This is a genomic window from Williamsia muralis NBRC 105860, assembly GCF_001598915.1.
In the GTDB taxonomy this organism is placed as follows: Bacteria; Actinomycetota; Actinomycetes; order Mycobacteriales; family Mycobacteriaceae; genus Williamsia; species Williamsia muralis.
This window is the reverse complement of sequence record NZ_BDAP01000001.1, coordinates 106,259-131,794: the sequence shown is the minus strand read 5'-3', so window position 1 is coordinate 131,794 and position 25,536 is coordinate 106,259. Positions and strand designations below refer to the sequence as shown.

Sequence of the window (25,536 nt, the reverse complement as noted above, 5' to 3'; positions counted from 1 at the left end):
GGTGTTTCGCGAGAGCAGTTTGAACCGCAGACACCGCGGGTATCAAAGCGCTGTGTCCTCACTGTGGATGAAGAGCGTCAAGGTCGATCCGCCTGTTCGAAGCATCACCGATTCACGCTTCGACTACGTCGTTGTCGGCGGAGGCATCACCGGCGTGACCACTGCGCTGCTCCTGGGTCGATCGGGTGCCGACGTCGCGTTGGTCGAAGCCCGACAACTCGGCGCCGTGGCCACGGGCAACACCACCGCGAAAGTCAGCGTGCTCCAAGGCACCCGACTGTCCTCCATCTCGAGCAAGCACTCGGCCGCAGCGTTGCGCGGGTATGTCGACGCCAACGTCGAAGCGCAACAATGGCTGCTGGCCTTCTGCGCGCAACACGACGTGCCGTTCCAAATCGAGACGGCGTACACATACGCGCAGTCGGACAAGGGCATCGACAGCATCCGCAAGGAATTCCAAGCCGGCCAGAAAGCAGGCCTCGACGTCCGCTGGGTCGATGATCCCGGGACACCGTTTCCATCGGTGGCGGCAGTGGCCCTCGACGACCAGGCCCAGTTCCACCCACTCGATGCCCTCGGAGCTCTCGTCGCCGAAGCCCAGCGGCATGGCGTGCAGGTTTACGAGAACACCAGGGTCGTGTCTGCGCACAGCAAAGACGGCGACCAGATACTTCGCACGGACCAGGTGGACCCCGTCACCGGAGACGACGTCACCGTTCGTGGCAGGAAGATCGTATTGGCCACCGGTACACCGATTCTCGACCGCGGCGGCTTTTTTGCCCGCGTCCATCCCGAGCGCTCGTACGCTGCCGCCTTTTCGGTCTCAGAGCCGATCATGGCGGGCATGTACCTTGCCGCCGACCAGCCGTCGAGGTCGGTCCGGTGGGTTCCGGGGCCCAACGGCGAGCCACTTCTCCTCACAGGCGGAAGCGGACATCCCGTGGGGCGGGCCAAATCGGAGCAGGAACACGTCGACGAGCTGATCGACTGGACCACAACGTATTTCCCGACCGCGGAGCTGACCCACCAGTGGTCGGCGCAGGACTACATCACGATCGATGAGCTGCCCTACGTGGGACCGATCCTTCCCGGGCACGACAGCATCTACGTGGCCACCGGATTTGCCAAGTGGGGCATGACAAACGGGGTGGCTGCTGCGTTGGCGCTTGCCGGCCGGCTCCTCGGCGGTGGTCCGGCGTGGGCGGAGTACCTGGACTCGTCCCGCCCCGCGCAGGTTGTGGGTGTCCCGTCTGCCGCGGTGATCAATGCCGAGGTCGGGCTGCACATGGCCAAGGGGTGGGCGGGCGCAGCGATCAAACCCGGCGCCTCGACTACCACCGACGAGACCGTTCCCGAGGGCGGCGGGGTGCTGCGTCGCGACGGTGCCCGGCCGACGGGCGTGTGCACCGTGGAAGGACAGACGCACAAGGTGTCGGCGGTGTGCCCTCACCTTGCGGGTGTACTCAACTGGAATGACGCCGAGAAGTCGTGGGACTGCCCACTCCATGGATCACGTTTCGCGGCCGACGGGGCGGTCCTCGAGGGGCCGGCCACCCGGCCGCTCACCAAGCTCGATTGAGCCCGCGCCGATGTGGTCGGCGCCGTCGGCTCGGACGGGATTTGGTTACTTCACCAGTTCGATGGCGACCAGACGGCCATCGTTTTCTGCCTCGCCCTCATGGACGGTCACCGACTCGGTCAGCGTTTGCAGCACGTGCCAACCAAACCCGGTCTGGGGCAAGGAGTTAGAGCTCGGGAGCCACGACTGGACCACGCCGTTGAAGTGGTGCTCGGCTGTGGTGAAAGCGACTGTCAGTTCGGCACCCGGTCCGGCATGTCCGATGATCGTCATCGCGGCCTCGTCGACGGCCAGTTTGATGTCGGCTACCTCATCCAGGGAAAAATCGGCCAGCACCGCCAAGGTCTCGGCGATGGCCCGGACCATCGCAACTTGCGACTTGTCGGCGGGCACCCGGATATTCACCGGAGCCACTGCCGTTTCGTCGATACGCATGACGTCACCCACTACCACTTCGATCCCCCTTTACCGGGCAGGTTACCCCGGCCAACGGTGTTGATCACGATCGACATTTGCACTACTCCTACTACGGTCTCACCCCGTATACCCCGACGATGGCTGCCCTAAGCACTCTCGCGAAACAAATAGTCAGGGTGCCTTCTGAGCCCCACGATTTCACAGTCCGATGTCCGGGCCCGCGCCGCATCACCCATCCGCGGTGAGCGTAAGTGAAGCCGTCTCGAGCGAGTTTCGGACCGGGTTACTACTGCGCAGGAGTGGCTTGGCGTGCCGATTCCAACGAGTCGAAACATTCGACCAGGTCCCCGAGAAGCTCCAGCGGTCGACTCACGGGTCGCCCGCAGGCGACCGCAAACCACCGATCCTCTGTGGCTGCTGTATCGGCGACATCGATGAGCAGTTCGAGGCATGACGACGGTGCGAAGTCGACGTCGGACAGGTCGACGATCAGTGCCTTGGTTCCGCTGAGCAGATGGTCGAGGTAGTCCTGGAGGAGCACTACGTTGTCGCGGTCCATCTCCCCATCGACCCGGACAACGACGGGATGCGCACGGGTGCAGGAGAACGTGATCTTTCTGGTGCACGTGTGCCCGAGCTCGGTCATGGAGCCGACGTCTCGTAGTTCAGGATAGAAATTGGTCTCCGATGGCGACATGAAAACCTCCGGCCGACTGGCGATGACTGCCCCTGGAGCTCGCCGCCCACCGAGCAGGCCACTCCAGAAAGCCCGGCTGCCTTCCCAACCTGATTAACAATCTACAATTCATTGTTCAATTCAGGAAGGAATTCGGGCCACCCAATGCCCCGTCTTCGTCAGAGCCGAGCTCGTCACGCAACTTGGCCAGGGTGCTGGAGAGGATGCGCGACACGTGCATCTGTGAGATCCCGAGTTGTTTCGCGATCTCGGTCTGGGTCTGAGATCCGAAGAATCGCAGCACCAGGATTCGTCGCTCGCGCTCGGAGAGCTTGGCGAGAGCCGGCCGGATCGCGACATAGCTTTCAACGTGCTCGTACTCGGGATCCTCGGAGCCCAGCGTTTCCAGCAATGGTGCGCCGAGCTCGTCATCGGCCGCACCGGAATCGGTGGACAGTGCCTGGTAAGCCCCACGCGCCAGGAGGCCTTCGGTCACCTCCGCGACGCTGAGGTCGAGCTCGGCGGCTATCTCGCTGGGCGATGGTGCCCGCCCGAGGCGCTGGGACAGGTTTTCCGAGGCGTCGCTGATCGACTTGTGCAACTCCTTCAGCCGACGTGGGACACGGGTGGCCCAGGCCGCATCCCGGAAATGCCTGCGCACTTCACCCATGATCGTGGGTACCGCGAAAGACACGAACTCCGAACCGTGCTGAGGGTCGAACCGATCCACCGCATTGACCAGGCCCAGGCGGGCAACCTGGACGAGGTCGTCGTGATTTTCGCCGCGACCACTGAAACGGCGGGCGATGTTCTCGGCGAGAGGGAGGCAGCGGGTGATGACCTGGTCGCGAAGACGGTCCGCAGCGGGCGTGCCCTTCTCTTTCTCCCGTAGACGCGCGATCAAGTCCACGACGTCGGCATAGTCGTCAGAGACCCGCGCCTTCGGTTGAGTTCGCTCCAACACGGTCCCATCTACGCTTGCTGATTCAACTCGTCTGGGTTACCCCGTCGAGTTCGTCTTCAATCACCCTGTCATGCGGCCCTGTTCTCGAGCAGCGCTTGGGTTCACCACGGCACTCCATGGGTATCCGACCCGCGTGCCCGAGGAACGAAACGGGCGGACCCAACCAGGAGGACTCATGAGAGCAGTGACGTGGCAGGGCAAACGGGACGTGCGTGTCGAAACGGTACCGGACCCCAAGATTCAGGAGCCGACCGATGCCATCATCGAGCTGACGACCACGAACATCTGCGGCTCGGACCTCCACCTCTACGAAGTGCTCGGCCCCTTCATGAGCCCCGGCGACATCCTCGGCCATGAGCCCATGGGACGTGTCGTCGAGGTGGGTGCCGAAGTGAAGAATCTGGCCGTGGGCGACCGGGTGGTGATCCCGTTCCAGATCTGTTGCGGCAGTTGTTTCATGTGCGACAACGGTCTACACAGCCAGTGCGAGACCAGCCAGGTCACCTCCGAGGGTCGCGGTGCAGCGCTGTTCGGCTACTCGCAGCTGTACGGCCAGGTACCGGGCGGCCAGGCCGAATACCTACGGGTTCCGCTCGCGGACGCCACCCATATCAAGGTGCCCGAGGGCCCGGCGGACTCTCGATTCGTGTACCTCTCAGACGTGCTTCCCACCGCATGGCAAGCGGTCGAGTACGCGAACGTGCCCGATGGTGGGACGGTCACCGTCCTGGGACTGGGACCGATCGGCGACATGTGTGCACGGATCGCGGCCCATCGTGGCTACGACGTGGTTGCGGTGGACCTCGTACCCGAACGCCTCGATCGGGCCAAGGCGCGGGGCATCGACACCATCGACATGAGGTTGGACAAGAACATCGGTGAGATCGTGCGTGACCGCACGTCGGGGCGCGGAACGGACGCGGTGATCGACGCGGTCGGCATGGAGGCGCACGGCGCACCCGGGGCCAAGCTCATCCAGACGGCGGCCGGCTTCCTGCCCGACGCCGTCGCCCAACCTGTGTTCAAGACGGCCGGCGTCGACCGGCTCGCGGCGGTGAACACGGCCATCGATGCGGTCAGGCGCGGCGGGACGGTGTCGCTGATCGGTGTCTACGGCGGCGAGATGGATCCGCTGCCGCTGGGCACCATGTTCGACAAGCAGATCAATCTGCGCATGGGACAGGCGAACGTGAAGCGCTGGGAGAAGGACCTCATGCCGCTGCTCACCGACGACGATCCGCTGGGCGTGGACACCTTCGCCACTCACGAGCTGAGCCTCGAAGAGGCACCCCACGCCTACGAGATCTTCCAGAAGAAGCAGGACGGCGCGGTCAAGATCCTGCTCCGTCCCTGAGGGCCGAAGGCCTCACGGCGAACCAGGAGAAGACTGCTCGAGAACCCTCACCGGTTCTTGGCAGTCTTCTTTCTGTTCGCCTTCTTGATGGCGGAGACCAGTTCCTTCTTCTTCATGGAAGAGCGGCCTTTGATGTCGAGGCGCTTCGCCACCTTGACCAGATGATCCTTGCTGGCGTTGGCGTCAACACCCTCGGCAGACTTACCTGAGGGATTGGGGCCACCACTCTTGGCCCGGCTGTCGGAGGGACCCTTCTTCTTCTTGGGTTCCCAACGGTCGCCCACCTTTTCGAAGCTGTGCTTGAGAGCGGAGAAGGCCGTGCGGTGCGCACGTTTCTCGTCGCCGTATTCGTCCATCGCCGAGTCGTAGGTCTTGGTGAATGTGCGTTGTGCCTTCTTGCCCGATTTGATCAACGTACTGGGCAGCTCACTCTTCTTCGGCGCACCCGATTTTGTCGTCTTCGGCATGTGCTTCCTCCTTCTCGAGAGTTCGATCGGTCCTGGAGGTTACCCGCCGGCAGGACCGTCAAACTCGAGGTTTCACCCGGTCAGCGCCGGGTAAGCAGCGGTGGAACAGAAAGGTGCAGACCATGAGCGAACATCCAGCCGAGAACATCGAGTACCCGGGGCGCACCGGGGACATGAGCGAGCAACCGCACGACGAAATGCGGTCGTACCAAGGCCGCGGACTCCTGCAGGGCAAGAAGGCCCTCATCACCGGCGGCGATTCCGGCATCGGACGGGCGGTCGCCGTGGCATACGCCAAAGAGGGTGCCGACGTCGCCATCGCGTACCTCGACGAGTCCGACGATGCCGCACACACCAAGGGGCTCGTCGAAGCCGAAGGACGCCGGTGCACCACGTACGCAGGGGATCTGGCCGATCCCACACACTGCCGCCAGATCGTCGGCCGAACGGTCGAGGACTTGGGCGGTCTCGACATCCTCGTGAACAACGTTGCCTATCAACACGTTGTCGAGGATTTCTCTGAGATCACCCCCGAGCAGTGGAAGCGAACGTTCGATGTGAACATCCACAGCTTCTACCACGTGACCCACGCTGCTCTCGAGCACCTCGGCGAGGGTTCGGCAATCATCAACACCGGCTCTATCAATGGGTTGCGCGGCAACAAGTCATTGATCGACTATTCGGCCACCAAGGGCGCTGTCATCGCGCTCACCTACTCGCTCGCGCAGAGTCTCGTCGACCGCGGAATTCGGGTGAACTGTGTTGCGCCGGGACCTGTCTGGACACCGTTGATCCCCGCGACGATGCCGGCCGACAAGGTCGCCGACTTCGGTAAGCAGGTTCCCATGGGTCGCGCCGCGCAGCCGGACGAGATCGCACCGTCCTACGTGTTCTTCGCGTCGCAGACCATGTCGTCGTACTACAGCGGTGAGGTGCTGGCTCCGATCGGCGGCGAAACGTTGCCCGGCTGAGGTCGGCGGGGCGACAACTCAGATGGCCGAAGGGATCTTGGGGTCGGGCAGGACAACCGTTTACGGGTTCTTTGCCGCGGTGATCGCCTCACGGATCGCCTCCGCGCATTCGGATCCCGCAGGTTCGGGGCCGAGCCCGATGTAGAAGGTACCGGCTTGTCCGTGCTCTCCAGGGAAGCCGCCCAGTGTGATCCCTGAATCCTCCACCGCCGCAAAGGTGTCTTCGAGCGCGCTGCCCACCCGGGCCGAGGCCTGCGACATCGGAACCGACAACACGGCGGTGCCCCGCTTCTCACCCGCTGTCACCACGATCAGGTGCGTGGAGTGGATGACCACGAGCACCTCGTGCGCCGCATCCGGATCGGTCCAGTTGGCCTTGCGGCGGAACACTTTTCCGAGAAGCGAGTTGGACGGCAGGTTCTGGCTGGAGGTGAGCCAGGCGGGCATGTCATCGCTGAGAACCAATTGGCGGCTTTGTGCATGTTCTGCCAGTGCTGCCGTCATCTCCATGGACAGTTCGTCGAAGCGGACCATTCGGGTGGACCGCTTGTACATCGTGGTGCTCATGCTGGTGCCTTCTCTGCTCCGGACTCGGCCTGTGCGCTGGCTTCGACCGCGCCCGACCACGCCACTGTGACCGCGCCGACGACCGCGAAGATGAAGCCGAGAACAGCCAACCATGTCCGGCCCGGGAGTGCGTTGTCGCCCAGCCAGACGATGCCGACCAGACCGGGCACCACCGTCTCGCCCACCACCAGCGCAGCCGTCGCGCCGTTGACCGAACCCAACTGCAGGGCGACGGTGTGCAGGTAGTAGCCACCTATTCCCGCGACAGCAAGCGCGTACGCGGCGGGATCGGTGAGGATGTCGACCACGTCGAAGTCAGAGATGCCGTGCAGGATGCGCACCGCGATGGCCACGGCACCGAACATCGCGCCCGCACACAGCCCGGCGGCAATCGCCGCCCGGGAGCCCAACCACCTGATCAAACCGATCGAACCGGCGAACAACACCAGGGTGACGGCAAGCAGGCCCCAGTGGAACCAGGCGGCGTCGTGCCCGTGACCTTCGGAGTCCGCCGAGATACCCAGCGCGAACAACGCCACGATGACAACGGCGATCGCCAGCCAGTCCCTCTTGTGGAGGTTGATGCCGAGCACGAAGATGCCGAGGATCGCCGTCACCACAAGGTTCGCACTGACGATCGTCTGTGACAGGAAGAGCGGGATGAGACGTGCCGACACCGCGCTGCCGCCGAACCCGACGACATCGAGAACGGTTCCGACGATGAACGCGGTCGTCAACACCGCGGCCATCGTCGACCGCATGGTCGGTGCGCCCTTGTCGGTCTCGAAACCGCTCTCGCCGCGCGCGGCCGCCGCCTGCTTCGCCGAGCGCGCGCCGTACGCCTGCATGACGGAGGACACCCCGTATGCAATGCACGCGAACAGCGCGGCGAGAATCCCGATGATCATGAGGGGATTATGTCGGGGCCCGACCACTTCCGCGCATGAACGCGCCCGGAGGGCGGAATAGTTCGGCACCACTGCCTGTTGTAGAAACCGACGGTGTTCGTATCACTGCCCCGGGTACCACCCCAAAGTTGCTGCGAGCAACCACTTGCCGAGAGGCGCACTGGCGAACATCGTCCCGTCTGACGCGAAGGCCGCGACACCCATCGGTGTCGCGGCCTTCGTGCGCAACCCTCTCCGTGCAGCCTCGTCGATGCGTAAACCCACGTCGCTGTCCTGGGCTCCAACCGAATCAGCACCTTGTGGCCTGAAATCTGGCGGAATCGGTTGCGTTGCATTGAAAGCGTCGTCACCGATGAGTAGACATGTAGCATGAATCACACGCGCGTAGCTCGCGCGTCATTCCAACTGTCTAAGAATGCGCAGTCACTTTCAGCGAGTGCATCACTCGCTCGGCGATCTCCACTCGGCCACTGGCTCCAGACAGAGAGACACTCTCATGCGCAGCACATTCCGCGACCAGTTACGCGACCTCAACACGACACTCAGCACGATGGCCACCTTCGCCGGCAATGCCGTCGAGCGAGCCAGTCACGCCGTTCTATGCGCAGACCTCGCAGCTGCAGAGGCGGTCGTCAGTTCACACGATGACCTACGGGCGCTGTCAGCGAGGGCCGAGTCTCAGGCTTTCCTGCTACTGGCCCGGCAGGCCCCGGTGGCCTGTGATCTACGGACGGTTGTCGCCGCGACGCACATCATCGCCGATATCGACCGCATGGGTGGACTCGCCGTCCACATCGCCGAAGCAGCGAGAAGGCGTCATCCCGCGAGCGTCGTCCCGGACGAGGTGGCCCCCTACTTCTCGGAGATGGCACAGGTCGCCGTGACGATGTCGCACACCGTCGGCGATGTGCTGCTCACTCATGACCCGGCCGATGCGCGCCGTCTCCACGACGATGACGACATCATGGATGATCTGCACCACCGACTGACGGCGACCCTCGACGACAGCTCGTGGCCGCACGGCGTCGCGGCCGCGATAGACGTAACTCTCCTCGGTCGTTTTTACGAACGATTCGCCGATCACGCAGTGCTGATCGGCCGTCGTATCGTCTTTCAGGTCACGGGCGAATTACCTCAACCGGCTTCCTGATCACCTTCGGATCGATTGCTGATGATCTGCCGGGCTATCTCGGCAACTCGTACATTCGATTCCTGCGACAACTTGGTCAGGAGTTTGAAGGCCTGAGTGGCGTCGATCGAGAATCTCTCCATGATCATCCCTTTGGCCTGACCGATGATGTCTCGCGATGCCAGGGCACTCTCGAACTGCTGCTGTCTCAATGCGGCGTCGAATATCAATGCTGCGTGTGCCGCCAGTGCATACCCTGCTTCGACCGCCTCATCGGTGATGGCATGCGCGCGGTCCGAATAAAGGTTGAGGGCGCCCATCCCTTCGGCGTGGGTGAACAATTCGTACGACACAGATGATCGGACCGGCGAGTGTTCGCGCGCCGCCTCGACCAATTTCGGCCAACGATTCTCTGACAGCAGATCATCCACCCTTACCGTGCGGTGTTTCCATGCGGCGTCGAGGCACGGGCCCTGGCCGGTTTCCTGCTGCAGCTGGTCGAATTGCTCGGCTACCTGATGGGTGGGAGCCATCGTGTCGAGGACGTTCTCACCCCTGGTCAAGGTGATGCCGGCGAAGGCGATGCCTTCGATCACGTCAACCGCGTTCGCGGTGATCTCGGTGAGAACTGCTTCAGGCCCATCGGGCGCTTTGGCATGTGCGGTGCGCGCGAGGTCGGCAAGCACGGTGTGCAATTGCATCGGGAAGTCGTGATCAGCGGGCAGGCGCGAGGATCTCCGAACCCACAAAAGGCACCAGCGCCTCCGGCACCCGCACGCTGCCGTCGGGCTGCTGGTGGTTCTCCAGGATCGCCACGATCCAGCGGGTGGTGGCCAGGGTGCCGTTGAGGGTCGCGGCCACCTGAGGCTTGCCGTTGTCCCCGCGGTAACGCACCTGGAGCCTTCTGGCCTGGTACGTCGTGCAGTTGGATGTCGAGGTGAGTTCGCGGTAGGTGTTCTGTGTCGGAACCCATGCCTCACAGTCGAACTTGCGGGCCGCCGATGATCCGAGGTCGCCGCCGGCAACATCGATGACGCGGTACGGCACATCGATCGCGGCGAGCATGTCCTTCTGCCAGCCGAGGAGCTTCTCGTGTTCGGTCTCGGCGTCTTCGGGCTTGCAGTAGATGAAGGCCTCGACCTTGTCGAACTGGTGCACCCGGATGATCCCGCGGGTGTCCTTGCCGTAGCTGCCTGCCTCACGACGGAAACAACTGGACCAACCCGCATACCGCTTGGGTCCGGCGGACAGGTCGAGAATCTCACCCATGTGGTAGCCGGCAAGTGGGACCTCGGAGGTACCGACGAGATACAGATCATCCTCGGCGAGGTGGTAGACCTCGGCCGAGTGGGCACCGAGGAATCCGGTGCCGTCCATCACCTCGGGTCGAACAAGCACCGGAGGGATCATCACGGTGAAACCGTTGGCTGTCGCCTTCTGCGCTGCGAGCTGCAACAGCCCCAGCTGCAGCATGGCTCCCGGCCCGGTCAGGAAATAGAAGCGTGAGCCCGAGACCTTCGCCCCGCGCTCCATGTCGAGCAAACCGAGGCTCTCGCCGAGTTCCAGGTGATCCTTGGGGTCCTCGATCGGGGTGGGCTCCCCCACGGTCTCCACGAGGACGAAGTCCTCTTCGCCACCGGCAGGTGCCTCCGGCGCAACGATGTTGTTGATGGCGCGGTGAGCGGCAGCCATTTTCTCGTCGGCCGCGGATTCACGGGCGTGAGCGGCTTTGACCTGGTCCGCGAGGTGCTTGCCCCGGGCGAGCAGTTCTTGCTTCTCCTCGGCGGGCGCCTTCCCGATGAGCTTGCCGAGGTCCTTCTGTTCCGAGCGCAGCTGATCGGCCTCGGCAATGGCGGCCCGACGCTCGGAGTCGGCGGCGAGCAGAACATCCACGAGGCCGGGATCCTCACCGCGGGTGCGTTGAGATGCCCGGACGAGGTCAGGGTTGTCGCGCAAAATCTTCAGGTCGATCACTCTGGAAACCCTACTGGTCGAGCAGCCCCAGGTAATCTTCGCGCCCGAACATGGAAGCGGCATCACGCGCGGTGGGGTGCCCCGTGTCCGGATCGGCCCCCGCGGCGATGAGCGCTCGCACCACGTCGTCATGCGATTTGAAGACAGCGCCGGCGAGCGGCGTCTGCCCCTTGTCGTTGACCCGATTGACGTCGGCGCCCGATTCGATCAGCCCGGACACCACGCCGTGGTGCCCGTGGTAGGCCGCCAGCATCAGCAGGGTGTCGCCCGCGCCGTTTGTCAGATTGACCGGCACACCGGCTTTCACATAGTCGAGCACGGCCGTGTCACCGGACCGTGCCATGTCGAACAGTCGTCCGGCCAGCTCGGCGACATCCTCGCTCGGCGTCACGGCGTCGGATTCATCGCCTCGCGCGTCTGATTCCATCCTCCGACGATAACGCGGGCCATGCGCACGAGGGTTTCGTCTCGCGGCCACAGACCTCAGTGCACAACGCGGGCCATGCGCACGAGGGTTTCGTCTCGCGGCCACAGCCCTCAGTGCATGATGGACACCGATGGTTGACAGAGACGGCCGACGGGATCGACTGGGTCACGTGCTTCGACACCCGGTCAGGGTGCTGCTTGCCGCCATCCTCGTGGGTGCGGTGATCTGCGCAGGCGTGGTGGCTGTGCTGGGTGGATTCGACGATGCCGGCAAGGTCGACGGAGAAGAGATCGGCGACGCAAAGACGTCGGCGCGGTCGAGCCCGTTCTCGGAGTCGGTTGCCGGCGACTGCCTGACCTGGCCGGTGGACCTACCGGCCAAACAGTCAAAGGTCGACTGCACCGCCGAGCACATGTTCGAGGTCGCCGGATCGGTGGACACCGCGGCTTACCCGGGTGTCCAGTTCGGTGAGGACGCGCCGTGGCCCACCGCAGAGCAGTTCACCGCAATCCGCGACGAACACTGCCCTGTGGTGGTGAACAACTACCTCGGCGGGCAGCTCGATCCGGCCGGGCGGTTCTCGGTCGGGCTGATGTATCCCTCCCAACAGCAGTGGGCAGACGGCGAGCGCAGTTTGCGTTGTGGGCTGCAATTGTCGGGCACCACCGGCACGTTGAAGCCGTTCGCCGGCCTGGTGCGCGACCAGGACCAGTCGCAGCAGTGGCCCGAGGGAACCTGCATCGGGATCGACCCGGCCACCCGCAAGCCCACCGACCCGGTGGATTGCGCTGAGCCCCACGCTTTTCAGGTCACGTCTGTGGTCGACCTCTCGGCGAGGTTCGACCCCACGGGGGCGGGTGCGCCGTATCCCCCTGTGGCCGAACAGGACAACTACCTCAAGACCACCTGCCCCGACGTCACCAGCCAGTTCCTCGGCGGACCCGACAAGCTGACACAGACCACCCTCAACCTGCAGTGGTCCACACTCGCCGAGCCGAGTTGGCTGGCTGGTAGCCGAAAAGTGGTGTGTTACATCGGCTTACCCGACCAAGGCGGATTCGCCACGCTGGTCGGCGACGCCGCGGCCGGGAACCTGCTCATCAACGGCAAGGTGCCGACCCCGCCGCCCGTCGAGCCTCCTGGACGCCTCATCCCATCACCTGTGCCACTGCCCCCCGGCATCGAACCCAATCCGATCGAGACCCCGGCGCCGGCCGGCGGCGGTGGTGGCTGACCGATGCCGGTTGTCATGTCGGACAAAGCGTTCGACGAATTGGTGTCCGATGCGCTCGACACCATCCCCGAAGAACTCGCCGCTGCGATGAACAACGTGGTGGTCCTGGTCGAGCCGCACCATCCCGAGGAACCCGACCTTCTCGGGCTGTACTACGGAATCGCACTGACCGAACGCGACAGCCACTACGGCGGCACCCTTCCGGACACCATCACCATCTATCGCGAGCCCATCCTCGACATGTGCGACAGCGAGGACGAGGTGATCTCAGAGGTCGCGATCACGGTGGTGCATGAGATCGCACATCACTTCGGGATCTCCGACGATTGGCTCCACGCCAACGGGTGGGGTTGAGACCGGAGCGACTAGCCCATTGGGTCGCGGGCGAGCTCAGGTTCGTCGTCACGCCGAAACGGGGGCAATTCGCTCCCCCACCGCAGGCATGTCCAACCGTCGGTGGTCCGGGTCAGTTCGATCGATCCCGTGTTCCCGAGGTGGTGGGCGAGCGCGAACTCGGTCGGCATGTTCACCAGGCGGGCTGCGACGAGCCGGATGGCTGCGCCGTGACTCACCAGATGCACGTCGGGACCGGAGTCGTCGGCCTGCAGGTACCGGTCGGCGATGTCCTCGATGACGGGCAGAAAACGTTCGTAGACGTCGTTCAGTGATTCACCACCGGGCAACCGGGCACCGAGGTCGCCGGCGAACCAGCTGCGGACCGTGGTGGAGAACACCTTGTGTGCGTCTTCGGACGTCTGGTCTTCGAGGTCGCCGACCTGCACCTCGTGCAAACCGTCGAGTACCTGGTTCTGCACTTCCCACACCGAACCGATCAGGTCGGCCGTCTGCCGAGCTCGTAGGGCCTGCGACGAGAACAGCACCGGGTCCGCGACGTCAGGTCGCTCGAGCGCGTACCTGGCGGCCTGGCGTGCGCCGAAGTCGGTGAGACCCGCGCCTGGCAATGCGGTGTCGAGTCGTTGCAGCACGTTCGAGGTGGTCTCGCCGTGCCGGACGAGATGCAATGAGCTCATCGGTCCAGACCCTGCCTGATCGATTCGAGCCACTGATCGCTCTGTTGATGGCTGGGCGGCGGGGTGCCGTTGGGCCGGGCCGACGGCCACGAGCCGAGAAAGTGCATCGCCGTGGCCCGTCGGTGGAGTGCACCGAGCGCTTCGGCGATGGGCGGATCGTCGAGATGGCCCACCACATCGAGATTGAAGAAGAAGCCGCCCGGCTCCCGCCTGGGTCGTGACTCGATACGCGTCAGGTCGATGCCGCGAGTCGCGAACTCGTACATGGCAGCCATCAGCGAACCCGGGACGTTGGGCAGGTCCAGGGTCACCGACGTGCGGTCGCGGCCGGTGCGATCGGGGACCGGACCGGGCCGGCCCACCAGCACGAAGCGGGTGTTGGCCTCGTCCGAATCGGCGACGCCCGTCGCCAACGCGTGCAGGCCGTAGAGCCGGACCGACAGCGGCGTGGTGATCGCGGCGTCCGCCCTGCCTTCCACCACGTCCTGCGCGGCCGCCGAATTGGACCCGCTGGTGACGAGCTGCGCCCCCGGGTAGTCGCGCTCGAGCGTCTCGCGAACCTGCGCCGAGGCCACCGGGTAGGCGGCGATCGTCGTGATGTCCGAGGAGGCCATCGGCCCACGGGTGGCCAAGGTGAAGGCGATGTCCAGAACGGTTTCGGCGAAGATCTGCACCCTGGAACCCTTGATCAGCGCGTCCAGGGTCGCCGGCACGGACCCTTCCACCGAGCTCTCGATCGGAACGCATCCGTAGGCGACCTCACCTTGACGGACGAGATCGATCACTCGGCCCGGGCTCGTGGCGCTGACGCGTTCGACATCACCGTCGTCCCCGAACGACGGATTCTCGGTGAGCAGTTGTTCCAGAGCCATCTCGGTGAACGTTCCGGAGGGTCCGAAGTAGGCGATCGCAGGCACGATTTGAAGATTACGGCAGTGAACGGGAGTCGCCGGAAAGCTTGCGGGACGAGACAACCCGTGATTAGGTTAGGGTTACCTACACCGAGCAGACAGGGTGACACCCTTCCGCCGACCATCGAGGACAGCAGATGTCGAAAATCGCCACCGCACGACCATCAGACGCCGAGCTGATCCGTACCGCCTGCATGCGCGTCACCGAGGCAATGCTCGCGATCGAGGGCAGCGAACCCTCGCCGGTGACGATGGTGCACCTGTACGACTCGCAGGCGTTTGTCCTCGTACCCTCCGACTCCGCCGCGTGCGCTCTGGCCTGGCAGGCCGGTTCCGCGGGACTGCCTGCGATGGTCGAGGTGACCGACCTCGCCCCCATCGAGCTACGGGAACAGGTCCGTTCCCTGATCTGGCTGAACGGGGCACTGCACTCGGTGCCCTCGGATCTCGAACGGGATCTGGCCTGTGAGATCGCCACCGACCACCCGTCGGCGGGCCTGCTCGACATCGGTCACGGCTACTCGCTGCTCCGCCTGAACCTGTCCTCTGCGGTTCTTGCCTATTCATCTGGAGCCGCCTCGGTGTCCACGCCAGAGCTGGCCGCAGCCGCGCCGGACCCTTTCTGGGAGCTGGAGGCCGATTGGGTCGCACACCTCGACGAGGATCACGCCGATCTGGTCGCCGCGCTGAGCGGCCGGCTGCCGGCAGAATTGCGCGAAGGCCAGGTGCGTCCGTTGGGCATCGACCGCTTCGGCGTCCGGCTCCGTATCGAGGGACCCGAGAGCGATTCCGATGTTCGACTGTCGTTCCCACGACCGGTTCACGACGTCTTCGAGTTGTCGCGTGCTCTGCGCGCCTTGGCCGGCTGCCCTTACATCAACAGCCTGCCCGGCCAGAGCTGACGCCGCTGCGCAGAAAGCGCCAGTAATCTCGACCGGGTGAACCTGCGCCCGTGGCTACAACCGACACGACCGGCGCAGCCGGAGGTGATCACCGATCCCCGTCAGCGACGCGCGATCGGTATCGAGATCACGATCGTTCTCGTCCTCACCTTCGGGTTGTCGGGAGCAAGATCTCTGGTCTCGATCATCGAGACCGCCATGTCCGAACGCGGGGTGGGCGGCAGCGCCGTCGCTCTGAACAACAGCGCATCCGATCTCGGTCTCATCGACTTCTTCTACCAACTGCTCGACGCCTGCAGACTGTTCGGTATCGCCGCACTGGCGGTGTACCTGATCTGGCGTGCCGGGGTTCCCTTGGCACGCATCGGTTTTCCGCGGATCAAGGCGCGGTTCGATCTTCCCCTGGGGATCGGGCTCGCCGCGCTGATCGGGATACCCGGCCTCGGCCTCTACGTTGTCGCAAGGGCTTTGGATCTCAACGTCCAGGTTCTCCCGTCGAATCTCGACGAGACATTCTGGAGATTGCCGATGTTGGTGTTCGCGGCAATCGGCAACGCGGCAGCCGAAGAGTTCCTCGTGGTGGCCTACATCATCACCCGGCTGCGACAACTCGGCTGGAGCGAGAACCGCAGCCTGCTGTTCTCTGCCGTGCTGCGCGGTAGCTATCACCTCTACCAAGGTGTCGGCGGTGGACTCGGCAACGTCGTCATGGGCCTCGTCTACGGCCGGGTTTTCCAGCGGACCAATCGAGTGTGGCCGCTGGTCATCGGGCATGCCCTCATCGATACCGTCGCCTTTGTCGGGTACGCGCTGCTGAAGGACCACCTCGGGTGGCTGGAAGCGAATTGAGTCGCGTTCTGCCCTGCGTTCTTCAGTAGAGTCTGTGCAATGACTGACCAGGACGAGCCGTTCATTCGCCGCCCAGGCGGCGCGGGACGTCCCCGTCAGGGACAACCGCCCCAGCCTGGCGGGCCGACTCGGCGGATGGTCCCAGGCCCCGGTGGTGGCCAACCCAACGGAAGGCCTGGACCGGTTCCCGGGCGCCCACCACAGCAGGACCCGTTCCGCGGACGTGTCCCCGGGCAGGGTCCGCCGCGTCAGGCGCCACCTCCCGCCGGGCCACCGCGGCCGCCTCAGGGTCCGCCACCCCCACGCCCGCAGGACAACTATCAACCCGCCCGCGCGTGGTCGGAGTCCGGCGCCCCCGAGACCCGAACGTCGCGACCTGCTCAGGGACCACCCCCGGTGGTCGCCTACAACCGGCCACGGCAACCTCCGCGCGATCCGGGGCATCGCCGTCCCGACCGTGCGGTCCCGCCACCACCGGCGCGCCGCCGCAGACGGCTGCCGATCGTACGCACCGTCCTGATCCTGCTGCTGGTGATGGTGCTGGGCACCGTCGGTCTGCTCGTCTACTTCGACACCAAACTCAATCGCGTCGACGCCCTGTCCAACTATGAGGGTCGGGTCGCGAGCAGCGCCGGCACAAACTGGCTGCTGGTCGGCTCTGATTCCCGCGCCGACCTCAGTGAGGCCGAGCGTCAGGCCCTCTCGACAGGTGACAGCGAGGGCTCCCGCACAGACACGATCATGCTCGTCCATTTCGGCTCCGGCGGTAAGCCGATGATCATCTCCATCCCGCGAGACCTCTACGTCGACATCCCCGGTCAGGGTTCACACAAGGTGAACGCTGCCTTCAACCTGGGCGGCCCGAAGTTGTTGGTACAGACCATCGAGACCAACACAGGTCTGCGGATCGACCACTATGCGGAGATCGGCTTCGGTGGGTTCGACAAGATGGTCGACGCAGTTGGCGGTATCGAGATGTGTCTCGACGCCCCGATCAACGACCCGCTCGCCGGTATCGATCTCAAGGCCGGTTGCCAGACACTCAACGGGCGCGAGGCCCTGGGGTTCGTCCGCACCCGCGCATTCGCGAACGCCGACCTCGAGCGTGTGGTGAACCAGCGCAAGTTCATGGCAGCGCTGATGAAGAAGGCAACCAGCGTCTCAACAATCCTGAACCCGTTCCGCTTCTGGCCCTTGGTGAACGGAACCGTGAGCTCCCTGACGGTCGACAACGGCGACCACATATGGCATCTCGCGCGCCTCGCCTGGGCGCTGCGCAGCGACCCGGTCACGGTGACCACTCCCAACGGTGGGTCGATCTTCACCGATGACGGTGACTCACTTGCCTGGGGCGACAACACCACGGCTTTCTTTGCGGCCATCGCAGACGGCAAAGAGGTTCCGCCCGAACTGATCCAGACAGGCTGATCCTCGACATGGATCAATCCGACCATCGAAAGGGCGTTTCTGCCATGACATCGACATCAGGTGGGTCCGCCGCCACGGGACGTCCGAGCCGTATGTCGCATGACCGGGTCAGGGAATTGATCGGTGAGCCCGCCGGCCTGGCGGTGACAAAAGTGCAGCGCACCATCGACCCCAACTTCCGCCGGTTCATCGCGCGTTCGCCGTTTCTGTGCATGGCCACCTCCAACAGCGATGGATCCGCCGACTGCTCTCCACGCGGCGACCAGCCAGGATTCGTGAAGGTTCTCGACGACGCCACCATCGCCATCCCCGACCGCATCGGCAACAAGCGGATCGATTCGTTCGAGAACATCTTGTCGCGCCCCGGCATCGGTCTCATCTTTCTTGTGCCCGGACATCGCGAGACCCTGCGTATCAACGGGAATGGCTACCTGACCGAGGATCCCGACCTCCTGCCCCAACTCGCGGCCAGAGACAAAACCCCCGAACTCGCTCTCATCGTCGAGGTCGATGAGGCATATCTGCACTGTGGCAGGGCCATTCTGCGATCCAAGTTGTGGGACCCCGCGAGTCTTGCGTCACCGGGAGAGGTGCCGACCACCGGCGAGATCATGGCCGCTCAGTTGCAGCGTGATGAGGCCACCGCGCACCGCATCGACGAGGACATCGAGGTCGCCTACCAGACCCTGTACTGACGTCTCGGGATTGTCGCCGATGAGTTCGGACGAGTTGGAGGGTCTACCCTTCGTCGGCCAGATCACTTCATCGGGAGTACACCATGGGCAAGATATACCTGGAATTGTTCGCAACCCTCGACCTCGTCGGACAGGCGCCCGGCGCACCCGACGAGGACCCGATCGGGTTCCCGTTCGGTGGCTGGCAGGCGCCACTGTTCGACGAGGTCGCAGGGGGACAGGTCGGCGCTGCTTACGAGGGCACCGACGCCCTTCTTCTCGGCCGACGGACCTACGACATCTTCGCTGCACATTGGCCTCATCAGGAGGAAGGCCCCGACAACGAGATCGCCACGTTGTTCAACCGCATCCCCAAGTACGTCGCCTCACGAGGCAAGCCGGACATGTCGTGGTCAGGCTCTTCTCAACTCGGACCGAATCTGTCCGATGCGGTGAACGAGATCCGTGAGCGGCACGAGAACATCAAGGTCGTCGGAAGTCTGAACCTCGTACAGACCCTGTTGCGCGACAAGCTCTTCGATCGGATCGATCTGTGGCTGCACCCCATCATGCTCGGAGTCGGGAAGAAGATTTTCGACGGCGGTGCCGTTCCCACCAATCTCACCCTCGTCGAACCACCGGCAGCCGGGCCTCGCGGCACCGTCTATCTGCGCTATGAACTCGCCGATGGAACTCCCGGAACCGGTGACATGGCCGCGGATCGCGGTGCCTGACAACGGGGTTGACACCAACCTGAGAGACATTTCGCTGCTGCAGTAATCAATCACCGGCGATCACCGAGTCGAGCACACTGAAGTTCCCCCGGATGACCCGCTCGGGATCACGCTGCGTCTTCAGTAGCCTGAGGCGCTCGATCGATGCGGCCGGAAGAGCGTCGGTCAGGTCTTCGGACGGGTTGAGAAACGTGACCGGTTTGCGTCCGCTGATGGGCAGCGAGTTCGCAACGGCCGCTTGCTTGTTCACTATGGATTCCGAGATCTCAGCGGTTGCGGGAACGCCGAACATGTAGACGGCGTACGGCTCCACCAGTGGCCCGTGCGGGCTGTCGCTCGGTTGCGACAACGCTCCCCCGAGATGCCGGACCTGCACGCTCATGAGTGGAGCAATCGGTTCAGCGAGCAGGGCATCGAGCGCGTTGTCGTCGAGCGCAGTGAGGAGTTCGGCACGCGACCGTCCGGGTCCCGGAGCGGTCGGTTCCGCCGTGATCGACCCCAGGTTCGCCGCGCTCATCACTGCGCGGGTGTCCGACAGCGGCGCCGGCAGATCGTCCGTCTCGCTCATCAGACTGCGCGCGGTGGCCTCGTCACCCAAGAAGGTGGAATCAATCGCGATCAACGGCTCGGCGCCGGGAAAGCTCAGCAACTCCAGCCACAGACTCAGCGCATCCGGCGCCTTCACTGTCATCGATCGATAGACCTCGGCGACCTGGCGCGCGTGGGTCGCCGGCCAGAGTTGACGTCCGCCGAATACCTTTGGTGCGGCACGCAGTTGCAGTTCCACGGCCGTGACGATCGCGAGATCGCCTCCACCTCCCCGCAGCGCCCAGAACAGATCAGGGTCTGCCGACGGCGTGACACGGTGCGCGTTTCCGTTGGCTTCCACCACGTCGAAGGCGCGCACGCTGTCAGCCATCCAGCCGAACGACCGGCCGAACCAGCTCAGTCCGCCTCCGAGCGCCGCGCCCGTCACGGTCACCACGGGTGAACTACCGGGCAAAGCGGTGAGGCCGTGCGCTGCGGCCGCTCGTTGCAGGTCGCCTGACCGAACACCGGCACCGATTCGGGCAATCATGGTGGTCGGGTCGATGTCGATCGAGTTCAGATGGCCGGTTCGGAGCAGGATCGACCCCGCTGTGCGCCCGGTCGCGCCATGCCCGCTCGGCTGGGTGGCGATCGACAAGTTCCTCGAACTAGCAAGCCGCACAAGGGCAACGACATCAGCGGCATCCGCCGCTTCCACAACGGCGGAGACGTCCTGGTCGACGGCCAGGTTCCATGGGCGTCGAATGTCATCGAAGCCGGAATCGGTGGGGACCCAGACACGCCCACGGATGTTCGATCGCAACTCTTCGGTGATCGGTGAGGGAAGTATGGTCACGGTGGCTCCTTCAGCGAGGTGATCTTGGCGGTACCGAGCAGGCATCAGCACCTGTCTCACCTCCCAGTCGAGCGAGCCGAACAAAACGTGACACGCAGCCGGCAAAGGAGCCCCGTGGTGCCTGATCAGTCTCAGCACACCCTCGATGCCGTGGCCGAACAGTTCGTCGTCCATCGGCCCAAGCTGTATGCCATCGCCTACCGGACACTGGGTTCGCCCTGGAGTGCCGACGACGCGGTGCAGGAGGCCTGGCTACGACTGCAGCGCAGCGACGTGAACGCCATCGACAATCTCGAGGCCTGGCTCACGACGGTCATCTCCCGGGTGTGCATCGACATGATCAGGCAGCGGGTGGCGTGGCGCGAAGACCTCGACAATGAACACGCCTGGGACAACGAGACCGCCGACCACGCCCCGGTCACCGGTGATCCGGCGGGCAGCGCAATGCGGTCCGAAGAGCTCGCGGTGGCCATGCAGGCGGTTCTCGACACACTCGGCCCACTCGAGCGGCTAGCACTGGTACTCCACGACGTCTTCGCGCTGACCTACGACGACATCGCGCCCATCGTCGAACGCACCCCCACCAATGCCCGCCAACTCGCGTCGCGCGCACGAGCCCGCCTCAGAGCGCTGGATCTCGACAGTCTGCGCGACCGGCAGGAAACAGCCATCGACGCGTTCCTCTCGGCCGCTCGCAGCGGAGAGTTCGGAGACCTCCTGCAACTGCTCGACCCGGACATCGAACTACGAAGCGACGATGCCGCCGTCGATCTCGCTGCCGCCGGCGCAGAGTTCGGTGCCCCGCTGCTCACCACGAGCGTTCGCGGTGGGGACGCCGTGGCTCGAGTGTTCGCCGGCCGTGCCGAACTGACCAGACTGGTTTACGTCGACGGCGTTCCGGCTGCGGCCTATGTCGCAGACGGCATCGTCCAGGCGGTGTACCTCATCACCTTCCACTCGGACCGCATCGCCCGACTGGACGTCCTCGCACATAGCGGTCGACTGGCCGACATGCAGGTCATTCTCTGACCCAGGCGATATCGCCTGTTTCGCAGTTGCCGGGCTGATTCCGCCGCTGCGGCCGACACGCGCACACCTATCGTCGGCGTATCGATTTCCTCATACACCCTGGCAACACCCGCCTGTCTTGACTGTGGGCATGCCCTACAGCACATCAGTACAACAGGCGGCCCACCGGCCGATGCCTGTCGGTTCGTCCGCAACGCCTGCATCTTTCGTGGGAATCACGGTGTACGGCTGCGAGCACGACGAAGCACGCCTCTTCGAAGAGATGGCGCCCGAGCTGAGCGTGGCGGTGACCGTCACGGCGGCAACGGTTTCCACCTCCAATGCAGCGCTGGCAGCGGGGAATCGCTGCATCAGCATCGGGCACAAAGCACCGGTGTCGAACCCCACCTTGGAAGCACTCAGCCGGGCCGGTGTGGAATACATCTCCACCAGGAGCATCGGTCGCAACCACCTGGACGTCGAATATGCTCGGCGGCTGGGCATCTCGGTCGGGAACGTCAGCTACTCCCCCGACAGCGTCGCGGACTACGCCGTGATGCTGATGTTGATGTCCGTGCGAGATGCGAAGTCGGTCATCAGACGCACAGACGTCAGCGACTACCGGTTGAGTGAGGTTCGCGGTCGAGAACTGCGCGATATGACCGTGGGAGTGATCGGCACCGGCCGAATCGGCACCGCCGTCATGAATCGACTGCGAGGCTTCGGTAGCCGCATCCTGGCCTACGACACCCGGCCCACGGTTGGCATCGATTACGTCGACCTCGACGAACTGGTGCAGCAGAGCGACCTCATCACCCTGCACACACCGCTCGACGCGGGAACACAACACCTCCTCGATCGAGAACGACTCAGCCGGATGAAGCGCGGCGCGTACATCGTGAACACCGGCCGGGGTTCGCTCATCGACACCGAGGCGCTCGTCTGTGCGCTGGAGAGGGGCAACCTCGGTGGCGCGGCCCTCGATGTGGTGGAGGGCGAGGAAGGGATCTTCTACGCGGACTGCAGGACTCGACCGCTCGGGCGCGCCCTCCTGTCGCGCTTGCAGAGGATGCCGAACGTGATCGTCAGTCCGCACACCGCCTACTACACCGATCACGCACTGCGCGACACGGTCGAGAACTCCATCGTCAACTGTTTGAGATTCGAGAGGGAACATCGTGGCTAGGTTGCGCATCGGAATCATCTTCGGCGGATGTTCCGAGGAACACCCCGTCTCCGTCAAGTCCGCGCAGGAGGTGGCCAAGCACATGGACCTGGCAAAGTACGAGCCCTTCTACATCGGAATCACCAGAAGTGGCGCCTGGCGACTGTGCGACAACCCTGAATACGGTTGGGAAACCGGAGATTCCCGACCGGCGCTGCTGTCTCCCGATCGAAGCGTCCACGGGTTGCTGGTCCTGGACGACGGACGCTACGAGGTCGAGCGTCTGGATCTGGTGCTTCCCGTTCTGCACGGCACCCTCGGTGAGGACGGGGCCATCCAGGGACTCCTGGAACTATCCGGCATTCCCTACCTTGGCTGCGACATCCAGGGCTCAGCCCTCTGTATGGACAAGTCACTCGCGTACACGGTCGCGAGAAGCGCGGGGATCGCCACGCCGAACTTCTGGGTTGTCGGTGCGCAGGGAGACGTCGACGCCGATCGACTCCCCTACCCGGTCTTCGTCAAACCGGCACGCTCCGGGTCCTCGTTCGGCGTCAGCAAGGTGCGGGTTCCGGGCGAGCTCGCCGATGCCATTGCCGATGCACGCCAGTATGATTCGAAGACTCTCATCGAGGAGGCCGTTCTCGGCAGCGAAGTCGGCTGCGCCATGCTGGGCACCGGCAGCGACGTGATCGTCGGTGAGGTCGACCAGATCATGTTGTCCGACGGCTTCTTTCGAATACACCAAGAGGAGAATCCAGAAAGCGGTTCGGAGAACTCGACGGTCGCCGTTCCCGCGAACATATCCGCCGAGTCGCGAGCACATGTGCAAGAGACAGCGAAGGCCATCTACCGCGCTCTGGGCTGCCGGGGGCTGTCCCGCGTCGACATGTTCCTCAACGAGGACGGGCAGGTGATCCTCAACGAGGTCAACACCCTGCCAGGACTGACCTCGTACAGCCGCTACCCGAGAATGATGGCCGCTGCGGGCATGTCGTTGTCCGACGTGATCGACCACATGGTCTCCATGACGATGGCCGGTGCGTCCTCATGAATGCCGATTTCGTCTACATCGATGAGTTCGTGTCCGGCATACGTTGGGACGCCAAATATGCAACGTGGGACAACTTCACCGGCAAACCCGTGGACGGGTACCTCGCCAATCGGATAGTCGGCACGCGAGCCCTGTGCTCAGCCCTCGAGCAGGTGAGGGACAAGGCCGCATCACTCGGGTTCGGCCTGCTGCTCTGGGACGGCTACCGCCCCCAGTGCGCCGTCGACTGCTTCGTCCGCTGGGCACAGCAGCCCGATGACCCGGAGACGAAGTCGCGGTACCACCCCAACATCAGCAGAACCGAGATGTTCGAAAAGGGCTATGTGGCCTACAAATCGGGCCACAGCCGCGGGAGCACCACCGACCTGACGCTGTACCACCTGGCCACCGGCGAACTAGCCCCGATGGGTGGCGGGCATGACCTGATGGATCCCATCTCGCATCATGGCGCGCCCGGGACCACAGCGGCCGCGGCCAGGAATCGCGAGTGTTTGCGCTCACTCATGGAGGCGTGCGACTTCGCCGCCTACGACAGTGAGTGGTGGCACTACACACTGAGGGACGAACCCCACCCCGACACCTACTTCGACTTTCCAATCACGTGATGATTGGCTCGGCACCAGTACCGCATGTTGTTGTGGCCGGCGGACATTCAGCCGGCCACATCGAGCCGATGTTGAACTTCGCCGACGCGCTCCGCCGCCTGGAATCCACTGCGGTTGTCACGTCGCTCGGTACCACTCGCGGACTCGACACCACCCTGATCCCGTCGCGCGGATACCCGCTTGAACTCATTCCGCCGGTTCCGCTACCCCGCCGAGTGAACCGTGCGCTGCTCAACCTGCCGACAAGGCTGCGCGCTTCGGTACGGTCTGCGGGGGCGGTCCTCGACAGGGTCCACGCGGAGGTTCTGGTGGGTTTCGGCGGATACGTCTCCGCGCCGGCGTATCTGGCCGCACGCATGCGCGGTCTCGCAATCGTTGTGCACGAGGCAAACGCCCAGCCCGGCATGGCCAACCGACTCGGCGCCCGACTCACGACACATGTGTTCACCGCTGCGCCCGGTGTTCGCCTGCCACACGCCAAGGTCATCGGAATACCCCTGCGACCGGCCATATCTCAGATCGATCGTCTCAGTCTGCGCGATACGGCTCGCCGCCGATTCGGCCTGCGAACCGACCTGCCGGTCCTGATGGTGACCGGCGGATCCCAAGGTGCCGACACCATCAACGCGGCGGTCTCCGGTGCGGCCCCGTCACTGCGGGCACACGGTGTACAGGTACTGCACATCACGGGACCTCAGCGTCGGGTCGATGTTCCCGGTGACGACTTCGAGGGTGCACCCTATGTTGTTGTCCCGTATGTCGATGACATGCAATATGCCTACGCTGCAGCTGATTTCGTGATCTGCCGTTCTGGCGCCATGACGTGCGCAGAATTGGGCGCCGTCGGCCTACCGGCAGCGTACGTACCGCTGCCGTTGCGCGGGGGCGAGCAGCGGTTGAACGCCGCGCCGGTTGTGGCGGCCGGCGGCGCGATAGAGGTCGACGACGCGCGCCTCGACGCGACCTGGATCGAGACCACGTTGATCCCGCTGCTCACGGATCATGCGCGGCTCGAGGCGATGTCGGCACGGGCGTCGGCATCCGGCGTACCGGATGCCGACGTGGTTCTCGCCCGTCATGTCCTGAATGTTGTCGCCGACCGACGCACATCAATGGCGTAAGGG

Annotated in this window: 29 protein-coding genes; 16 read left to right on the top strand and 13 right to left on the bottom strand. The window is 64.3% G+C overall.

The window, feature by feature from the left end; genetic code table 11:
* The first annotated feature begins 52 nt into the window (after window positions 1-52).
* Window positions 53-1,579: an FAD-dependent oxidoreductase gene (locus WIMU1_RS00680; RefSeq protein ID WP_062794725.1), complete on the top strand. Its 1,527-nt coding sequence runs from the start codon at window positions 53-55 to the stop codon at window positions 1,577-1,579.
* A gap of 45 nt (window positions 1,580-1,624) precedes the next feature.
* On the opposite strand, the gene WIMU1_RS00675 is transcribed toward WIMU1_RS00680, so the two are convergent.
* From WIMU1_RS00675 to WIMU1_RS00665, 3 genes are all read right to left on the bottom strand, one after another.
* Complete coding sequence (locus tag WIMU1_RS00675; RefSeq protein WP_062795638.1) at window positions 1,625-2,014, bottom strand: ATP-binding protein; 390 nt, start codon at window positions 2,012-2,014, stop codon at window positions 1,625-1,627.
* Between the two features lie 268 nt (window positions 2,015-2,282).
* Complete coding sequence (locus tag WIMU1_RS00670) at window positions 2,283-2,693, bottom strand: STAS domain-containing protein (protein ID WP_062794724.1); 411 nt, start codon at window positions 2,691-2,693, stop codon at window positions 2,283-2,285.
* Window positions 2,694-2,808: 115 nt separating this feature from the next.
* Window positions 2,809-3,636: a SigB/SigF/SigG family RNA polymerase sigma factor gene (locus WIMU1_RS00665; RefSeq protein ID WP_023954937.1), complete on the bottom strand. Its 828-nt coding sequence runs from the start codon at window positions 3,634-3,636 to the stop codon at window positions 2,809-2,811.
* Window positions 3,637-3,811: 175 nt separating this feature from the next.
* Between WIMU1_RS00665 and WIMU1_RS00660 the strand changes: the two genes are divergently transcribed.
* Window positions 3,812-4,990 carry a zinc-dependent alcohol dehydrogenase gene (locus tag WIMU1_RS00660; protein WP_062794723.1) on the top strand — a complete coding sequence of 393 codons (1,179 nt, stop codon included), beginning with the start codon at window positions 3,812-3,814 and terminating at the stop codon, window positions 4,988-4,990.
* Window positions 4,991-5,037: 47 nt separating this feature from the next.
* Here WIMU1_RS00660 and WIMU1_RS00655 read toward each other — a convergent pair whose 3' ends face one another.
* Entirely contained in the window at window positions 5,038-5,457 is a 420-nt protein-coding gene (locus WIMU1_RS00655; protein ID WP_023954941.1) for a ChaB family protein, read from the bottom strand.
* A 122-nt stretch (window positions 5,458-5,579) separates the two neighbouring features.
* Here WIMU1_RS00655 and WIMU1_RS00650 point away from each other — a divergent pair, with 122 nt between their 5' ends.
* Entirely contained in the window at window positions 5,580-6,428 is an 849-nt protein-coding gene (locus WIMU1_RS00650) for an SDR family oxidoreductase (RefSeq protein WP_062795637.1), read from the top strand.
* A gap of 60 nt (window positions 6,429-6,488) precedes the next feature.
* Here the strand turns inward: WIMU1_RS00650 and WIMU1_RS00645 are convergent, their stop codons facing one another.
* The 3 genes from WIMU1_RS00645 to WIMU1_RS26045 form a co-directional block, all read right to left on the bottom strand.
* On the bottom strand, window positions 6,489-6,995 hold the full coding sequence (locus WIMU1_RS00645) for a hypothetical protein (protein WP_245969185.1): 507 nt from the start codon (window positions 6,993-6,995) through the stop codon (window positions 6,489-6,491).
* Window positions 6,992-7,903, bottom strand: a complete 912-nt coding sequence (locus tag WIMU1_RS00640; RefSeq protein WP_062794722.1) for a DMT family protein — start codon at window positions 7,901-7,903, stop codon at window positions 6,992-6,994. Before WIMU1_RS00640 ends, WIMU1_RS00645 begins: the two co-directional genes overlap by 4 nt.
* Window positions 7,904-8,005: 102 nt before the next feature.
* Complete coding sequence (locus tag WIMU1_RS26045) at window positions 8,006-8,167, bottom strand: hypothetical protein (RefSeq protein WP_157366778.1); 162 nt, start codon at window positions 8,165-8,167, stop codon at window positions 8,006-8,008.
* A 232-nt stretch (window positions 8,168-8,399) separates the two neighbouring features.
* On the opposite strand from WIMU1_RS26045, the gene phoU reads away from it, so the two are divergent.
* Entirely contained in the window at window positions 8,400-9,053 is a 654-nt protein-coding gene (gene phoU / locus WIMU1_RS00635) for a phosphate signaling complex protein PhoU (protein WP_062794721.1), read from the top strand.
* Here phoU and WIMU1_RS00630 read toward each other — a convergent pair.
* From WIMU1_RS00630 to WIMU1_RS00620, 3 genes are read right to left on the bottom strand one after another with little or no spacing between them, the layout of a single operon-like run.
* On the bottom strand, window positions 9,038-9,733 hold the full coding sequence (locus tag WIMU1_RS00630; RefSeq protein WP_062794720.1) for an ANTAR domain-containing protein: 696 nt from the start codon (window positions 9,731-9,733) through the stop codon (window positions 9,038-9,040). The two genes, phoU and WIMU1_RS00630, sit on opposite strands and share 16 nt — an antisense overlap.
* Before the next feature lie 13 nt (window positions 9,734-9,746).
* Entirely contained in the window at window positions 9,747-11,006 is a 1,260-nt protein-coding gene (gene serS, locus WIMU1_RS00625) for a serine--tRNA ligase (RefSeq protein ID WP_062794719.1), read from the bottom strand.
* A gap of 10 nt (window positions 11,007-11,016) precedes the next feature.
* Window positions 11,017-11,433 (bottom strand): ankyrin repeat domain-containing protein, encoded by a 417-nt coding sequence (locus WIMU1_RS00620; protein ID WP_062794718.1) that lies wholly within the window; start codon window positions 11,431-11,433, stop codon window positions 11,017-11,019.
* A 130-nt stretch (window positions 11,434-11,563) separates the two neighbouring features.
* Between WIMU1_RS00620 and WIMU1_RS00615 the strand changes: the two genes are divergently transcribed.
* Window positions 11,564-12,667: a septum formation family protein gene (locus WIMU1_RS00615; protein ID WP_062794717.1), complete on the top strand. Its 1,104-nt coding sequence runs from the start codon at window positions 11,564-11,566 to the stop codon at window positions 12,665-12,667.
* 3 nt (window positions 12,668-12,670) lie between these two features.
* The gene (locus WIMU1_RS00610) at window positions 12,671-13,021 is read left to right on the top strand and encodes a metallopeptidase family protein (RefSeq protein WP_023954955.1); all 351 of its coding nucleotides are present in this window, start codon (window positions 12,671-12,673) and stop codon (window positions 13,019-13,021) included.
* Window positions 13,022-13,032: 11 nt separating this feature from the next.
* On the opposite strand, the gene WIMU1_RS00605 is transcribed toward WIMU1_RS00610, so the two are convergent.
* Both WIMU1_RS00605 and pheA read right to left on the bottom strand, forming a co-directional pair.
* A complete protein-coding gene (locus WIMU1_RS00605; RefSeq protein ID WP_062794716.1) occupies window positions 13,033-13,698 on the bottom strand; it encodes a histidine phosphatase family protein in 666 nt (221 codons plus the stop codon).
* Window positions 13,695-14,615 (bottom strand): prephenate dehydratase, encoded by a 921-nt coding sequence (gene pheA, locus WIMU1_RS00600; protein WP_174548688.1) that lies wholly within the window; start codon window positions 14,613-14,615, stop codon window positions 13,695-13,697. The genes WIMU1_RS00605 and pheA overlap by 4 nt, the downstream gene beginning before the upstream one ends.
* A 131-nt stretch (window positions 14,616-14,746) precedes the next feature.
* Between pheA and WIMU1_RS00595 the strand changes: the two genes are divergently transcribed.
* The 5 genes from WIMU1_RS00595 (at window position 14,747) to WIMU1_RS00575 (ending at window position 19,196) form a co-directional block, all read left to right on the top strand.
* Window positions 14,747-15,511 carry a DUF2470 domain-containing protein gene (locus WIMU1_RS00595; protein WP_062794715.1) on the top strand — a complete coding sequence of 255 codons (765 nt, stop codon included), beginning with the start codon at window positions 14,747-14,749 and terminating at the stop codon, window positions 15,509-15,511.
* Between the two features lie 36 nt (window positions 15,512-15,547).
* On the top strand, window positions 15,548-16,360 hold the full coding sequence (locus WIMU1_RS00590; protein ID WP_062794714.1) for a CPBP family intramembrane glutamic endopeptidase: 813 nt from the start codon (window positions 15,548-15,550) through the stop codon (window positions 16,358-16,360).
* 396 nt (window positions 16,361-16,756) lie between these two features.
* Window positions 16,757-17,788 carry an LCP family protein gene (locus tag WIMU1_RS00585; protein ID WP_307713933.1) on the top strand — a complete coding sequence of 344 codons (1,032 nt, stop codon included), beginning with the start codon at window positions 16,757-16,759 and terminating at the stop codon, window positions 17,786-17,788.
* A 44-nt stretch (window positions 17,789-17,832) separates the two neighbouring features.
* A complete protein-coding gene (locus tag WIMU1_RS00580; RefSeq protein WP_120802887.1) occupies window positions 17,833-18,483 on the top strand; it encodes an MSMEG_1061 family FMN-dependent PPOX-type flavoprotein in 651 nt (216 codons plus the stop codon).
* A gap of 83 nt (window positions 18,484-18,566) precedes the next feature.
* On the top strand, window positions 18,567-19,196 hold the full coding sequence (locus tag WIMU1_RS00575; protein ID WP_062794712.1) for a dihydrofolate reductase family protein: 630 nt from the start codon (window positions 18,567-18,569) through the stop codon (window positions 19,194-19,196).
* 46 nt (window positions 19,197-19,242) lie between these two features.
* Here the strand turns inward: WIMU1_RS00575 and WIMU1_RS00570 are convergent, their stop codons facing one another.
* Complete coding sequence (locus WIMU1_RS00570; protein WP_211339039.1) at window positions 19,243-20,580, bottom strand: FAD-binding oxidoreductase; 1,338 nt, start codon at window positions 20,578-20,580, stop codon at window positions 19,243-19,245.
* A gap of 117 nt (window positions 20,581-20,697) precedes the next feature.
* Here WIMU1_RS00570 and WIMU1_RS00565 point away from each other — a divergent pair, with 117 nt between their 5' ends.
* The 5 genes from WIMU1_RS00565 to WIMU1_RS00545 all read left to right on the top strand — a co-directional run bounded on the left by WIMU1_RS00565 (window position 20,698) and on the right by WIMU1_RS00545 (window position 25,533).
* Window positions 20,698-21,609, top strand: a complete 912-nt coding sequence (locus WIMU1_RS00565; RefSeq protein ID WP_174548687.1) for a sigma-70 family RNA polymerase sigma factor — start codon at window positions 20,698-20,700, stop codon at window positions 21,607-21,609.
* 172 nt (window positions 21,610-21,781) lie between these two features.
* Entirely contained in the window at window positions 21,782-22,774 is a 993-nt protein-coding gene (locus tag WIMU1_RS00560) for a D-isomer specific 2-hydroxyacid dehydrogenase family protein (RefSeq protein ID WP_211339062.1), read from the top strand.
* Window positions 22,767-23,807 carry a D-alanine--(R)-lactate ligase gene (gene vanA / locus WIMU1_RS00555; protein WP_062794710.1) on the top strand — a complete coding sequence of 347 codons (1,041 nt, stop codon included), beginning with the start codon at window positions 22,767-22,769 and terminating at the stop codon, window positions 23,805-23,807. The genes WIMU1_RS00560 and vanA overlap by 8 nt, the downstream gene beginning before the upstream one ends.
* The gene (gene vanX / locus WIMU1_RS00550; RefSeq protein ID WP_062794709.1) at window positions 23,804-24,412 is read left to right on the top strand and encodes a D-Ala-D-Ala dipeptidase VanX; all 609 of its coding nucleotides are present in this window, start codon (window positions 23,804-23,806) and stop codon (window positions 24,410-24,412) included. Before vanA ends, vanX begins: the two co-directional genes overlap by 4 nt.
* Window positions 24,412-25,533: a UDP-N-acetylglucosamine--N-acetylmuramyl-(pentapeptide) pyrophosphoryl-undecaprenol N-acetylglucosamine transferase gene (locus WIMU1_RS00545; protein ID WP_062794708.1), complete on the top strand. Its 1,122-nt coding sequence runs from the start codon at window positions 24,412-24,414 to the stop codon at window positions 25,531-25,533. Before vanX ends, WIMU1_RS00545 begins: the two co-directional genes overlap by 1 nt.
* Window positions 25,534-25,536: the final 3 nt, after the last annotated feature.